This is a genomic window from Actinomadura sp. RB99 (genome assembly GCF_014706005.1).
Lineage (GTDB): Bacteria > Actinomycetota > Actinomycetes > Streptosporangiales > Streptosporangiaceae > Spirillospora.
The window spans coordinates 1-13,809 of sequence record NZ_JABMCA010000096.1 but is presented as its reverse complement, the minus strand read 5'-3'; the positions used below and the strand labels follow the sequence as shown (position 1 = coordinate 13,809).

General features: G+C 76.1%; 10 protein-coding genes. 8 read left to right on the top strand and 2 right to left on the bottom strand.

The features are described 5' to 3' along the window. The first annotated feature begins 20 nt into the window (after positions 1 to 20). The 6 genes from amrb99_RS44630 to amrb99_RS44605 all read left to right on the top strand — a co-directional run bounded on the left by amrb99_RS44630 (position 21) and on the right by amrb99_RS44605 (position 8,034). Positions 21 to 1,184 carry a pyridoxal phosphate-dependent aminotransferase gene (locus amrb99_RS44630; protein ID WP_190868110.1) on the top strand — a complete coding sequence of 388 codons (1,164 nt, stop codon included), beginning with the start codon at positions 21 to 23 and terminating at the stop codon, positions 1,182 to 1,184. A 96-nt stretch (positions 1,185 to 1,280) separates the two neighbouring features. After that, complete coding sequence (locus amrb99_RS44625; RefSeq protein ID WP_347257128.1) at positions 1,281 to 2,240, top strand: carbamate kinase; 960 nt, start codon at positions 1,281 to 1,283, stop codon at positions 2,238 to 2,240. A gap of 44 nt (positions 2,241 to 2,284) precedes the next feature. Further along, a complete protein-coding gene (locus tag amrb99_RS44620; protein ID WP_190868106.1) occupies positions 2,285 to 3,391 on the top strand; it encodes a ring-opening amidohydrolase in 1,107 nt (368 codons plus the stop codon). Between the two features lie 93 nt (positions 3,392 to 3,484). Next, positions 3,485 to 4,183, top strand: coding sequence for an SseB family protein (locus amrb99_RS44615; RefSeq protein ID WP_190868105.1), 699 nt, complete (start codon positions 3,485 to 3,487; stop codon positions 4,181 to 4,183). Between the two features lie 52 nt (positions 4,184 to 4,235). After that, entirely contained in the window at positions 4,236 to 4,991 is a 756-nt protein-coding gene (locus amrb99_RS44610) for a phytanoyl-CoA dioxygenase family protein (RefSeq protein ID WP_190868103.1), read from the top strand. 49 nt (positions 4,992 to 5,040) lie between these two features. Then, complete coding sequence (locus amrb99_RS44605; RefSeq protein ID WP_190868135.1) at positions 5,041 to 8,034, top strand: glycine--tRNA ligase; 2,994 nt, start codon at positions 5,041 to 5,043, stop codon at positions 8,032 to 8,034. Here amrb99_RS44605 and amrb99_RS44600 read toward each other — a convergent pair. After that, positions 8,021 to 9,034 carry a DUF2332 domain-containing protein gene (locus amrb99_RS44600; RefSeq protein WP_190868100.1) on the bottom strand — a complete coding sequence of 338 codons (1,014 nt, stop codon included), beginning with the start codon at positions 9,032 to 9,034 and terminating at the stop codon, positions 8,021 to 8,023. The two genes, amrb99_RS44605 and amrb99_RS44600, sit on opposite strands and share 14 nt — an antisense overlap. A 123-nt stretch (positions 9,035 to 9,157) precedes the next feature. Between amrb99_RS44600 and amrb99_RS44595 the strand changes: the two genes are divergently transcribed. Both amrb99_RS44595 and amrb99_RS44590 read left to right on the top strand, forming a co-directional pair. Then, entirely contained in the window at positions 9,158 to 10,783 is a 1,626-nt protein-coding gene (locus amrb99_RS44595; RefSeq protein WP_190868098.1) for an AMP-binding protein, read from the top strand. Then, entirely contained in the window at positions 10,780 to 12,195 is a 1,416-nt protein-coding gene (locus tag amrb99_RS44590) for an MFS transporter (protein WP_190868096.1), read from the top strand. Before amrb99_RS44595 ends, amrb99_RS44590 begins: the two co-directional genes overlap by 4 nt. Before the next feature lie 374 nt (positions 12,196 to 12,569). Here amrb99_RS44590 and amrb99_RS44585 read toward each other — a convergent pair whose 3' ends face one another. Next, positions 12,570 to 13,454 carry a family 3 encapsulin nanocompartment shell protein gene (locus amrb99_RS44585; RefSeq protein WP_190868095.1) on the bottom strand — a complete coding sequence of 295 codons (885 nt, stop codon included), beginning with the start codon at positions 13,452 to 13,454 and terminating at the stop codon, positions 12,570 to 12,572. Between the last annotated feature and the right edge of the window lie 355 nt (positions 13,455 to 13,809).

Here is a 13,809-nt window from a genome sequence, read left to right as displayed (position 1 = left end):
GCCCCCCGTAGGCTGGTGCCGTGACTGAGCCTCTGGTGCCGCGGATGCGGGAGTTCGGCGAGACGATCTTCGCGGAGATGTCCGCGCTGGCCACGGCCACCGGGTCGATCAACCTGGGGCAGGGCTTCCCGGACGAGGACGGCCCGAAGGCGATGCTGGACGTGGCGGTCGAGGCGATCCGGTCGGGCGGCAACCAGTATCCGCCGGGGCCGGGGGTGCCGGAGCTGCGCGAGGCCGTGGCGGAGCAGCGGCTGGAGCGGTACGGGCTGTCGTACGACCCGATGTCCGAGGTGTACGTGACCGTGGGCGCGACGGAGGGCATCGCCGCGTCCGTGCTGGCGCTCGCCGGGCCCGGCGACGAGGTCATCGTGTTCGAGCCGTACTACGACTCGTACGCCGCCGTGATCGCGCTGGCCGGGGCGGTGCGCAGGCCCGTCATGCTGCGCCCGGTCGAGGGCCGCTTCACGTTCGATCCGGACGAGCTGCGCGCCGCCGTCGGCCCGCGCACCAGGGCGGTCCTCGTGAACTCGCCGCACAACCCGGCCGGGACGGTGTTCACCCGCGGCGAGCTGGAGGCCATCGCCGCCGTCTGCCGCGACCACGACCTCGTCGCGATCACCGACGAGGTGTACGAGTACCTCACCTTCGACGGCACCGAGCACATCCCCCTCGCCACGCTGGACGGGATGCGGGAGCGGACGGTGTCGGTGTCGTCGGCGGGCAAGACGTTCTCCGCCACCGGCTGGAAGACCGGCTGGATCACCGCGCCGGCCCGGTACGTGCGGGCCGTCCAGACCGTCAAGCAGTTCCTCACCTACGCGGTCAGCGCGCCCTACCAGCGGGCCGCCGCGTACGCGCTGGCGAACGAGACGGCGTGGGTCGGGGAGCTGCGCGCGTCGCTGCAGGCCAAGCGCGACCGGCTCGTCGCCGGGCTGGAGGCGGCCGGCTTCACCGCGTACCGGCCGCAGGGCACCTACTTCGTGCAGGCCGACATCCGGCCGCTGGGCTTCTCCGACGGGCTGGAGCTGGCGCGGGCGCTGCCCGCCAAGGCGGGCGTCGTCGCGATCCCGACGCAGGTGTTCTACGACCACGCCGACGCGGGCGCCCACTTCGTCCGGTTCGCGTTCTGCAAGAAGGACGAGGTCATCGACGAGGCGGTGGAGCGCCTCCGCCGGCTCGCCTGAATCTCGCCGGGACGGGCGGAGATTGCCGAACGGGCGGCGTTCCTTGGGCTGGTTTCGCCCATGAGCGCCGCCCGCCGCGCGGCTAGCGTTCGGGCCGTGGGCCGGAACGGGGACTCGCTCGACGGCGAGCGGATTCTGATCGCGCTGGGCGGCAACGCCATGACCGCGCCGGACGGCAGCGCGACGCCGGACGCGCAGGCGGCGGCGATCGAGGTCGCGATGCGGCACGTCGCGGAGCTGGTGGCGGCGGGGGCGCGGGTCGCGCTGACGCACGGCAACGGCCCGCAGGTCGGCAACCTGCTGATCAAGAACCAGCTGGCGGCGGGGGTGGTGCCGCCGGTGCCGCTGGACTGGTGCGGCGCGCAGACGCAGGCCACCGTCGGCGTGATGGTCATGAACGCGCTGGAGCGGGCGCTCGCCGCGCGCGGCGCGCCGCGCCCGGTGTCGACGGTGGTGACGCGGACGCTGGTGGACGCCGCCGACCCCGGATTCGCCGACCCCGCCAAGCCGGTCGGCCGGTACTTCCCGGCGGACGAGGCGCGCCGGTTCGCCGCGCTCGGCCAGGCGTGGCGGCCGTTCGGCGACCGGGGGTGGCGGCGCGTCGTCGCGTCCCCGGAGCCGCTCGACATCCTGGACGCGGGCGCGGCGGCGCTGCTGCTGGAGGACGGGCACGTGGTGGTCGCGGCGGGCGGCGGGGGAGTGCCCGTGGTGCGGGCGGGCGGGGCGCTGCGCGGCGTCGAGGCGGTCGTCGACAAGGACCTGGCGGCGCAGCTGCTGGCGTGCCGGCTCGGCGCGTCCACGCTGGTGATCGCCACGGACGTGGAGCACGCGGTGGCCGGGTTCGGCACCCCGGCGGCGCGGCCGCTGCGCCGCACCACGGCCGCCGAGCTGGCCCGGCTGGCCGCCGCCGGGCACTTCGCGGCCGGCAGCATGGGCCCGAAGGTGGAGGCGGTGCGGCGGTTCGTCGCGGCGGGCGGCCGGCGCGCGGCGATCGCGTCGCTGGCCCGGCTCGGCGCGGCGGCGCGCGGCCGGGCCGGGACGGTCGTGGAGGCGTGACCCGGAGTAGAGACCGATCAGCAGAGCAGCCGAGGAGCGACGACGTGCCCGATCCCATCGAAGTCCGCAAGATCCCCATCGAGAGCGTGACCGACGCGTCCGGGCTGGCCCGGCTGATCGACGACGGCGTGCTGGAGGCCGACCGCGTCCTCGCGGTGGTCGGCAAGACCGAGGGCAACGGCGGCGTGAACGACTACACGCGGCTGCTGGCCGACCGCGCGTTCCGCGAGGTGCTGGTCGCGAAGGGCACCCGCCCGGCGGACGAGGTGGCGCGGGTCCCGCTGGTGTGGTCGGGCGGCACCGACGGGGTGCTGAGCCCGCACGCCACCGTGTTCGCCACCGTCGACCCGGCGAAGGCGCCGCGCACGGACGAGCCGCGCGTGTCGGTCGGCGTCGCGATGAGCGAGGTCATCCTGCCCGAGGACATCGGCCGCCCGGCGATGGTGGAGACGGTCGCCGCCGGGGTCCGCGACGCGATGAAGACCGCCGGGATCGACGACCCCGCCGACGTCCACTACGTGCAGACCAAGACGCCGCTGCTCACCCTCGACACGATCAACGACGCCAAGCGGCGCGGCCGCGACGTCGTCACCGAGGACACCTTGAAGTCGATGGACATCTCCAACTCGACGACCGCGCTCGGCATCGCGGTCGCGCTCGGCGAGATCGAGACGCCGTCGGCCGACCAGATCCACAAGGACCTGTCGCTGTTCTCGTCGGTGGCGTCGTGCTCGTCGGGCGTGGAGCTGGACCGGGCGCAGATCGTGGTGGTCGGGAACGTGCGCGGCATCGGCGGCCGGTACCGCGCCGGGCACGGTGTGATGAAGGACGCACTGGACGCCGACGGCGTCTGGGACGCGATCCGCTCGACCGGCCTGGAGCTGCCGGAGCGGCCCCGCACGGCCGACCTCGGGGACCGGCTCGTCAACGTGTTCATCAAGTGCGAGGCGGACCCGTCCGGATCGGTGCGGGGCCGCCGCAACATCATGCTGGACGACTCCGACGTGCACTGGCACCGGCAGATCAAGGCGTGCGTGGGCGGCGTCGCGGCCTCGGTCACGGGTGATCCGGCGGTGTTCGTGTCGGTCGCGGCGGTGCACCAGGGCCCGTCCGGCGGCGGCACCGTCGCCGCCATCGCCGACCTCGGCTGAGCGGGCGCCGCCGCCCGTCCGTGGCGGTGCCGGATACAGGGAGTATCCGGTTCGGTACCCATGGCGGTCACCGGAGGCTATAGCCTTCCTGCCGTGTCCGGACTGACCATTCCCGAACCCCAGTTCCCCGGGGACGACGGCAGCGCCGATCCCCGGCTGTGCGAGGCCCTCACGGGATACGCGGCCGGGCGCGTCGGCCCGCACGCGGTGCTGCGGCGGCTGCAGAACACGCGGCTGCTCGTGCCGATCGTCGCCGTCCTCACCGAGGAGGAGGACGTCGAACCCGGAGAGCTCCGCCGGGAGAAGTCGAGCGACATGGCGCTGCCCACGCTGATCGGCGACGACGGCCGGCGCGGCGTGCTCGGCTTCACCTGCATGGACACGATGAAGGCGTGGCGCGCCGACGCCCGCCCCGTCGCCGTCCGGGCCGGCGACGCCTGCCGCGCCGCGCTCGACGAGGGCGCGGACGCGCTGGTCGTGGACGTGGCGGGGCCCGTCCCGTTCGCGGTGGAGGGGCTGCGGCTGCACCTGCTCGCCGAGGGGCGGCCGATCCCGCCGCCGCACGAGGACCCCGACGTGCTCGCCGCCGTCGACGCGGCGTTCGGCTCCGACCCGGCCGTCACCGGCGTCCGGCTCACCGAGGGCACGTCCGCGGAGCTGGCCGTCCGGTTCGCGGTGGTGCCCGGCCACGACGAGCGGGTGACGGTGCAGCGGGTGTCGGACCGGCTCGCCGAGGTGCTGCGCGGCCGGATCGTCGGCGGCGTCGAGCTCAGCGTCGTCCGGCGGGGCTGACCGCCCGGAAAACCACTGGCGCCCGGCGGGGCGCCGTCGGCATCCTGGGCCGATGCACGAGATCGACCCCGACGCCTTCATCGCCGACGGCTTCGTCCGGGTGGCGGAGGCGTTCCCCCGGGACCTCGCCGCCGAGTGCCGCGCGATCCTCTGGCGCGACACCGGCTGCGACCCCGACGACCCCTCGACCTGGACCAGGCCGGTGATCCGGCTCGGCGGGTACGGGCAGCCGCCGTTCCGGGCGGCCGCGAACACCCCGCGCCTGCACGCCGCGTACGACGCGCTCGCGGGGAAGGGCGCGTGGGAGGCGCCGGGCGGCCTCGGCACGTTCCCGATCCGGTTCCCGAGCGACGAGGCCCCCGGCGACGACGGCTGGCACATCGACGCGAGCTTCCCCGGCGACGACCCGGACGACTTCGTGGGGTACCGGGTGAACCTGGCCTCCAGGGGCCGGGCGCTGCTGATGCTGTTCCTGTTCTCGGACGTGGGCGAGGACGACGCCCCCACCCGCGTCCGCGTCGGCTCCCACCTGGACGTCCCGCCGCTCCTGGAGCCGGCGGGCGACGCGGGCGTCTCCTTCATGGACATCGCGCGCGAGGCCGTCCCCGCGTCCGAGCACCGTCCCGTCGCCCTGGCGACCGGACGCGCCGGCGACGTGTACCTGTGCCACCCGTTCCTCGTGCACGCCGCCCAGCCGCACCGCGGCACGCGGGTCAGGTTCATGGCGCAGCCGCCGCTGGCGCCGTCGGGGCCGCTCCCCGAGACGTCGCCGGTCCGCACGGCGATCCAACGAGGTCTCGGGCGCTGACGCATCTACGCTTGGCGCTCGACCCGTTGGGAGAAACACCGTGCTGACCATGCAGGACGCCCTCATCCGGCTCACCGCCCACTGGGCGGCGCACGGCTGCCTCGTCGGGCAGCCGATGAACACCGAGGTCGGGGCGGGCACGCTCAACCCGAACACCGCCCTGCGCGTCCTCGGCCCCGAGCCGTGGCGCGTCGCCTACGTCGAGCCGAGCGTCCGCCCGGACGACTCCCGCTACGGCGACAACCCGAACCGGCTGCAGACCCACACCCAGTTCCAGGTGGTCCTGAAGCCGGAGCCGGGCGACGCGCAGGAGCTGTACCTCGGCAGCCTCGCCGCGCTCGGCGTCGACCTGCGCGCCCACGACGTCCGGTTCGTCGAGGACGACTGGGCGTCGCCGGCGCTCGGCGCGTGGGGGCTCGGCTGGGAGGTGTGGCTGGACGGGCTGGAGATCACCCAGTTCACCTACTTCCAGCAGTCCGGCGGGATCGCGCTGGACCCCGTGTCGGTCGAGATCACCTACGGCATGGAGCGCATCCTGATGGCGCTGCAGGGCGTGTCCCACTTCAAGGACATCGCCTACGCGCCCGGAATCTCCTATGGGGAGGCGTTCGGGCAGGCCGAGTACGAGATGAGCCGCTACTACCTCGACGACGCCGACATCGCCGCGAACCGGGGGCTGTTCGAGACGTACGCGGCCGAGGCGCGCCGGATGCTGGACGCCCGGCTGCCCGTCCCCGCCCACTCCTGCGTGCTGAAGTGCTCGCACGCGTTCAACGTGCTGGACGCGCGCGGCGCGATCGGCACCGCCGAGCGGGCCCGCGCGTTCGCGCGGATGCGGGGACTCGCCCACGAGGTCGCCGCCCTGTGGGTCGAGCGCCGCGCCGAGCTCGGCCATCCGCTCGGCGACGCCACCGTTCTCCAGGTCGCCCTGGAGAAGTCGGTCCTTCCCGAGATCGCCGCACCGGCCGCGTTCGCGCTGGAGATCGGCGTGGAGGAGCTGCCGCCGGGCGAGGTGCGGCCCGCGGCGGAGGCCGTCGCGGAACGGCTGCGCGACGGGCTGGAGGAGGCGGGCCTGCTCACCGACGCCTCCGAGGTCGAGGCGTTCTCGACGCCCCGCCGCCTCATCGTCGTCGTCCGGGACGTGGAGCCGAGGTCCCCGGACACCGAGGAGGTCGTGAAGGGGCCGAGGCTCGCCGCCGCCTACGACGCGTCCGGGGAGCCGACGCGGGCGCTGCTCGGGTTCGCGCGCGGGCAGGGCGTCGACGCCGCCGACGTCCGGAAGGTCACCGTCGGCGGTAAGGAGTACGCGGCGCACGTCCGAAAGGTCGCCGGGAAGCCCGCCGCGCACGTCCTCTCCGGGCTGCTCCCCGAGATCGTCTCGGGGCTGCGCGCCGGCAAGAACATGCGCTGGAACCTCCCCGGCCTGTCGTTCGCGCGTCCGGTCCGGCGGGTGCTGGCCCTGCTGGGGCACCGGCAGATCGTGCTGGACGAGCTGAACCAGGGCAGGATGACCGACGTCCACCGCGCCGCCGAGCCCTCCCGCGTGCCGGTGCCGGACGCGCTGTCGCTGATCGGCGTCCTCCGCGAGCACGGCATCGAGCCCGACCCGGCGCGCCGCCGCGCCCGCATCGTCGAGGACGCGCGGGACCTCGCCGCCCGCCACGGCGGGACCGTCGACGTCGCCGCCGAGCAGGACCTCATCGAGGAGATCGTCGACCTGGTCGAGGAGCCCGTCGCGATCCTCGGGTCGTTCGACGCGGCCTACCTCGACCTGCCCGAGGCGGTCCTCACCACGGTCATGCGCAAGCACCAGCGGTACCTGCCGGTGCGCGGGAGGTCCGGCGGGCTGCTGCCGCACTTCGTCACCGTCGCCAACGGCGAATGCGACCGCGACGTGGTCCGGGCCGGGAACGAGGCCGTCGTCCGCGCCCGCTACGAGGACGCCGCGTTCTTCTTCCGGCAGGACCTGCGCAGGACGCCGGACGAGATCAGGCGGGGCCTGGACCGGCTCACCTTCACCGAACGGCTCGGCTCCATGGCCGACCGGTCGGCCCGCATCGCCGCGATCGCCGCCGGCGTCGCCGACCGCGCCGGCCTCGGCGGGAACGAGCGCACGGTCCTCGCCCGCGCCGCCGCGCTCGCCAAGTTCGACCTGGCCTCGTCCATGGTGATCGAGCTGCCGGGCCTCGCCGGGACGATGGCCCGCGAGTACGCCCGGCGCGCCGGGGAGGACGCCGCCGTCGCGGACGCCCTCTACGAGATGGAACTGCCGCGCTCGGCGGGCGACGCGCTCCCCGCGACGGCCGCGGGCGCCGTCCTCGCCGCCGCCGACCGGCTCGACCTGCTCGCCGGGCTGTTCGCCGCGGGCGCCGCGCCGACCGGCGGGTCCGACCCGTTCGGGCTGCGCCGCGCCGCGCTCGGGCTGACCGCGGTCCTGCGGGCCGTCCCGCGGCTGGCGCCGCTCACGGTCGGCGAGGGGCTGGCGATCGCCGCGCGGCACCAGCCCGTCGAGGTGCCGCCGGACGCGCTCACCGAGGCGGAGCGGTTCACCGCGCGGCGGCTGGAGCAGAGCCTGCTGGACGAGGGGCTGCCGATCCCGGTCGTGCGGGCCGTCCGGCCGCTCGCCGGCGCCCCGGCGCGCGCCGCCCGCGCCGCGTCCGACCTGGTGGGGCTGCTCCGCACGGACGAGTTCGCGCGGCTCACGACGGCGCTGCAGCGGGTGCTGCGGATCGTCCCCGAGGGGACGGAGGCCGGCTACGACCCCGCCCTGTTCGCCGAGCCCGCCGAGGGCCGCCTCGCCGAGGCGTTCGCCCGGCTCCGCGACGGGCTCGCGCCGCGTCCCGCGCTGCCGGAGTTCGCGTCGGCCGCGGCGGGGCTGCCCGGCCCGATCGACGCCTACTTCGACGACGTCATGGTGATGGACCGGGACCCGCGGCTGCGCGCCAACCGGCTCGGGCTGCTCGCCGCGATCCGCGACCTCGTCGAGCCCCTCCTCGACTGGCGCGAGATCGGCCAGGACGCGAGATCGGCTAGTACCAGGTGACGGGGAGCCCGTGCGGCGGGCCCTCGCCGAGGACCCGCCGCTCGCCGCCCGGCCACAGCCGCAGCGTCAGCAGCGGGGTGCCCTGGATGTGCGTGCCCTCGGGCGGCTCGAACGCCAGGTGCGCGACCGGCGCCTCGCGGGTCGCCGCCGCCCCGGCCGCCTCGACGTGCCGGTGGACGCGCGCGGCCTCCTCGTCCGGCAGGTACTGGATCATGACCGAGTGCCAGACGACGGTGGCCGCGCCGCGCTCGGGGGCCAGGCCGTCCAGGAAGTCCCCGGCGCCGGCGCGCACCACCTCCGCCGGGACCCGCGCCGCCACCTCCAGCGCCGCCCGCAGCCGCTCGACGCGGGCGGTCTGGTCGGGCCACACGTAGGACAGCAGCCGCCGCCGCGCCTCGGGCGCGGCCGGGTCGAGCGGGGCGAGGTCGCAGCCGAGCCGGGACGCGATCCGCAGCGGGACGGCGGCCGGGGGAGCGCCGCGCCACGCGTCCGGCAGCACGACCGGCGAGTCCGGCCCGTACCCGCCGCCCTCGAACAGCAGCCGGTAGCGGTCGGCGCGCAGGTTCAGCCCGGCGCTCGCGCCGATCTCCAGCAGCCGGACCGGCAGCCCGGTCGCGGCGGCGACCGCGAGCAGCCCGCCGAGCAGCGGCGCGGCCCGGCCGACGTCGTTGGTCTGCGGCGGGTCGGCGAGCCCCGCGCGGACCTCGGCCGCGTGCCGCGCCAGCACGTCGCGGAACGCGGGCCACGCCGCGCGCGGGTCCGCGGTCCCGCCGGCGGTCGGGTAGTGCGCCGCGAGGGCGGGCGCCCGGCCCTCCAGGACGATCCGGTGCACGGTGCCGAGCATCCGCAGCGCCAGCGCGCTGGACGCCCGTCCCGCGAGCACCTCCGCGACCGGGCCGCCGGCGTCCGCGTCGTCGGCCGCCCGCGCCAGCAGCTCCGCGTACATCGGCGATCCCTGCCCGGCGCACACCCGCGCCTGGGCGAGCAGTTCCTCGCGCACCCCGCCACCTCCCGGCCTCCGCCGGTCCGCCCGTCCGGCGGCCCCGTCTTCGTCAACAGTCACCGTTGTCGCGGCCCGCGTCCCCGGTCATGATCAAAATACCTGGGATGGAAGGGGTCAAAGGTGACGAACCTCCACGATGGACCGGAGTACCGCGCGCGCGGCTGGTGGCGGGACGGGACGTTCCTGGACGACCTCGCCGCGCGGGCCGCCGCGGCGCCGGACCGGCCGGCGGTGGTCAGCCACTTCTGGGAGACCGCCGGCGGTCCCGACACCGTGCTGACCTGGGCGCGGCTCGCCGAGCGGGTGGAGCGCTGCGCCGCCGGCCTCGCCGCGCTCGGCGTGCGGCCGGGCGACCGGGTCGCGATGCAGCTGGTCAACCAGTGGCAGGCGACCGTCCTCGCGCTCGGCTGCGGCCGCGCGGGCGCGGCCGTGGTGCCGTACTACATCGCCTCCGGCGCCGCCGACACCGAGTGGATCCTGCGCGAGTCGGGGGCGTGCGCGGTGGTGTCGCTGGACGAGGTCCGCGGCCTCGACATCGCCGCGACCATCGCCGGGATGCGCGACCGGCTGCCCGCGCTGCGGCACCAGATCGTCGTCGGCGGGAAGGTCCCCGAGGGCGCGATCGGCTTTGAGGACGGGCTGCTGGCGTCCGGCGCGGCGCCGCCCGAGCACCGTCCGGGCGGCGACGACGTCTTCCAGATCATGTACACGTCGGGGACGACCGGCCGCCCCAAGGGCGTCCGGCACTCCTTCAACACCCTGTACGCGATGGCGCGCTCGTTCACCGTCCCGCTCGGCCTCGGCCCGGACGACGTGCTGTCCACCCCGTGCATCGTCGGGGGGCAGGGCGGCTGGCTGTACGGGATGCTCGCGCCGCTCGTCGCGGGCGCGACGGCCGTGTGGGCGGACGCGTTCAAGCCCGGCGACTTCCTCGACCTCGCCGCCGAGTACGGGATCACCACCGCGTACTTCACCCCGCTGATCCTGGACGAGCTGGTCACCGAGCAGTGCGAGAACCCGCGCCCGCTCGCGCTGCGGCACATGGTCACCGGCTCCACCCCGATACCGCCCGGCCTGCCCGCGCGGTTCCGCGAGACGTTCGGGTTCCCCGTCCGCCCGCTGTGGGGGATGACCGAGAACGGCGGCGTCACCATCGGCCGCGCCGGCGACCCGCCGGACTGGGCGGCGCGCAGCGACGGGCGGCCGGTCGACTGGATGGAGGTCCGGCTCGTCGGCGAGGACGGCGCGCCGGTCGACGGGCCGGGGCGGCTGGAGGTGCGCGGCGCGAACCTGTGCCTCGGCTACGAGGGCGCCGACGACGTCTTCGCCGCGTCGCTGCACGACGGCTGGTTCGTCACCGGCGACCTGGCCCGGCCGGACGGCCGCGGCGGCATCAAGATCATCGGCCGCACCAAGGACATGATCAACAAGGGCGGGCTGCACGTGCCCGCCGTCGCCGTCGAGGAGGTGCTGCGCGCCCACCCGCGGGTCGCCGAGATCGCGGTCGTCGGCGAGCCCGAGCCGCTGCTCGGCGAGACCGTCGTCGCCGTCGTCGTGCCGGACGGCGAGCCGCCCGCGCTGGAGGACCTGCACCGCCTCGTCCGGGAGGCGGGAATGACCCCCGGCTACGAGCCGGACCGGCTGGAGGTCGTCGCCGCGCTGCCGAAGACGCCGACCGGGAAGGTCCGCAAGCGCGAGATCGAGGAGGGACTCGCCCGCCGGGCGAGCACCGCCGCCGCGCCGTGACCCCGTCCCGGCGCCGGGCGCTGGCGCTGACGTCGGTGATCCTCGCCAACGTGATGGCGGTGATCGACTACAACATCGTCAGCGTCGCGATCCCGCGGCTGCTGCGCGCCTTCCCCGGCAGCACCCTCGCCGGGCTGTCCTGGACGATCACCGGCTACACCGTGGTGTTCGCCGCCGTGCTGCTGCCCGCCGGCGGCATGGCCGACCGGCTCGGGCCGAAGCGGATCTTCCTGACCGGGCTCGCGGTGTTCACCGCCGGGTCGGCCGCCTGCGCGCTGGCGCCCGGCCCGGCGGGGCTGGTGCTCGCCCGGATGCTCCAGGCCGTGGGCGGCGGCGCGGTCGTCGCCCTCGCGATCTCCGTCGGGCTCAGCGAGTTCCCCGGCCGCGCCGGGCACGCCTTCGGGCTGCTCGGCGCGGTGTCGGGGATCGCCGGCGCGAGCGGGCCCGCGCTCGGCTCGGCGCTGATGGCGCTCGGCGGCTGGCGGTGGATCTTCCTGATCAACCTGCCGCTCGGCGCGCTCGCGCTGGCCTGCGGCGCCGCCGGCATCCCGCCCGGGACGCGGACCGGGCGGGGCCTGCCCGACCTCGCGGGGGTGGCGCTGCTCGCGGGCGGCGTCGCCGCGCTGGTGCTCGGGCTCGTGCAGGGCCCCGACTGGGGCTGGACGGCCCCCGCGGTCCTCGGCGCCGCCGCCGGCGGCACCGCGCTGACCTGGCTCGGCGTGCGCCGGGCGGCGCGGCACCCGCGTCCGGCCGCGGACTTCGCGCTGCTGCGCGCCAGGTCGACGGCGGCCGGGAACGCGGCCATGGCGCTGATGAGCGTCACCCAGTTCGCGGTCGCGCTGTGCGTCGCCCTGTACCTCACCGAACGCTGGGGCTACTCGGCGCTCACCGCCGCGCTCGCCCTCACCCCGGGCCCGCTCACCTCCGCCGCGGTGTCCTGGTGCGCCGGGCCGCTCGTGCGGTGGGCGGGCGCGCGGTCCGTGGCCGTCGCGGGCGGCCTCACCGGCGCGGCGGGCTGGTGCTGGCCGGTCGTCGCCGAGGCGGCCGGCGCGGGCCGCGCCTACGCCGCGGTCGTGCTGCCCGCGCTCGTCGTCGGCACCGCCGGGATGGCGGCCACGGCGGTCGCGGTCGAGACGATCGCGATGGAGGCCGTCCCGCCCGCCCGGTACGGCAGCGGCAGCGCGCTGATCATGCTGGCGCGCTCGGCGGGCGCCGCCGTCGGCATCGGCGGGCTGGCCGCCGTCCTGCACGAGCCGTCCGCGCGGGGGTTCGACGCCGCCTGGGCCGGGCTGGCCGCCGGAATGCTCGCCGCGGCGCTCGCGGGCGCCGCCGGCATGCGCGGCGCCCGCGGCCGGGAAAGCGGCCGCGGGCGCCGCCGCGCCGTTTCCGCCGAAGGCGGGGCGCGACACTGATCAATGGCCTGAACGGTCGGACCGGAAATTGCCGGAGAGCGCGACGGTAATTCGGCCGGCCAGCGGGCGGGCCATTGTCGCGGCACCGTCATGCCATTTCTCGTGGGTAAATTCTCACCACGGCTTCGTGCGCATGCGTTCTCACCTCCCCGCGCTCACCGGAACCTCGCGTGCGGGGGTCGTCACCACGGAGGCGTGCGCATGCCGTTCACCTCCCCTCGGCCGGAGCGGACAGGGACCCGGACGATCACCACGGAGTCGTGCGCATGCGGGTCACCTCCCCTTCTGGGCGGGGCCCGGGGCCCGGCGTTCGCCGGGCCCCGCGGATCGGGGGCGTCCGCCGGCGCGCCCGCCCGGGCGCGCCGGCGCGCCGGTCACAGGCTCAGCAGGACGAAGTGCTGGGGGAGGTGCACCGCCAGCCCGAGCGGCATCGACGCGGTGATCGTCGCCGCGTCGCCGCGCACCCGCAGCGCCAGCGCCGACTCCTCGCCGTCCAGCAGCGTCACGCCCGCGCGGAAGTCGCCGAGCAGCACCCGGTCCCGCGCGATCATGCGGGTCCGGGTGATCCGCAGGCCCGCCGAGTCCAGCGCGGGCAGCGCGCCCGCGCCGACGAGCCGCCAGTACAGCGCCGGGTGCATGACCAGGCCGTCGCACGACCCGCCGGTCTCCTCCACCTCGGCGCACGCCGCCATCAGCGCCTCCAGGGCGCCGCCGTCCATCCGGCCCGGCGCCTCCGGCCGCCCGGAGGCGTTCAGCCGGCGCAGGCCGTCGAGGTTCAGCAGGCCGGTGATCGCGCCGTCCCCGCTGCCGTGCAGCAGGACCTCGTTCTCCACCGTGCACAGCCGGACGATCACGCGGTGCTCGACGAACCGCGCCAGCAGCACGGGATCGCGGGTCAGCTCGGCCGGCACCGGGACGGCCACCGAGATCTCCGTCAGCTCGGCCTTGGCGGCCGCGGCGCGGAACTCCGCCTCGGGCGTCGCCCGGTAGGCGGTCCCGCTCGCGCCGCCGCCCTCGGCGGGCAGCTCGCGCACGTACCGCAGCGGCCCGCCGGTGACGGTGCCGCCCTTCGTCTGCTCCCGGACGGTCGGCCGGGGCCGCGTCGAGGCCAGCGGGAACAGCGTGGTCAGCGGCCTGCGGACGCGGACCGCGGCGTCGCCGCCGGCCGCCCGGGCCACCGCGACCGCCAGCTCCTCGCCCGGCCCGCGCTCGCGCAGGGCGGGGTCGTCGATGAGGTAGTCCAGCACGGGAGCTCCCATCACGCGCGCCCCGCGCCGTCCCCGGTTCTCGGGGCGGGCGGGCCGCGCGGCGCCGATCCGCACGGCGCGATCTTGCGCCGTGACAGCCCGAGAGTAAGCAATGGCCGGAGAAATGAAAAGGGTCCCCGGCGATCTTGTCGGAGGAAATTCGCCGTGATACAACGGCTCTGCGGATTGGCCTCTCCAGCTCAGGACGGTGAATACATGCGGCACCCGGAGAAAAACGGTGGGCGGGCCGCCGCATTCCTCGATCCGATCATCGACGGGGACGCCGGGACCGGCAGCAGGCCGGCGGCCCGCCCGGCCCCCGGCTGCCCCCTGCGCGCCGCCGCGCTCGCCGCGGCCCCGGCCGAGG

Coding starts and splice junctions, on each gene's coding strand:
- amrb99_RS44585 (WP_190868095.1), bottom strand. CDS start 13,454: ATGGGAGCTCCCGTGCTGGACTACCTCATCGACGACCCCGCCCTGCGC.
- amrb99_RS44605 (WP_190868135.1), top strand. CDS start 5,041: ATGCAGGACGCCCTCATCCGGCTCACCGCCCACTGGGCGGCGCACGGC.
- amrb99_RS44610 (WP_190868103.1), top strand. CDS start 4,236: ATGCACGAGATCGACCCCGACGCCTTCATCGCCGACGGCTTCGTCCGG.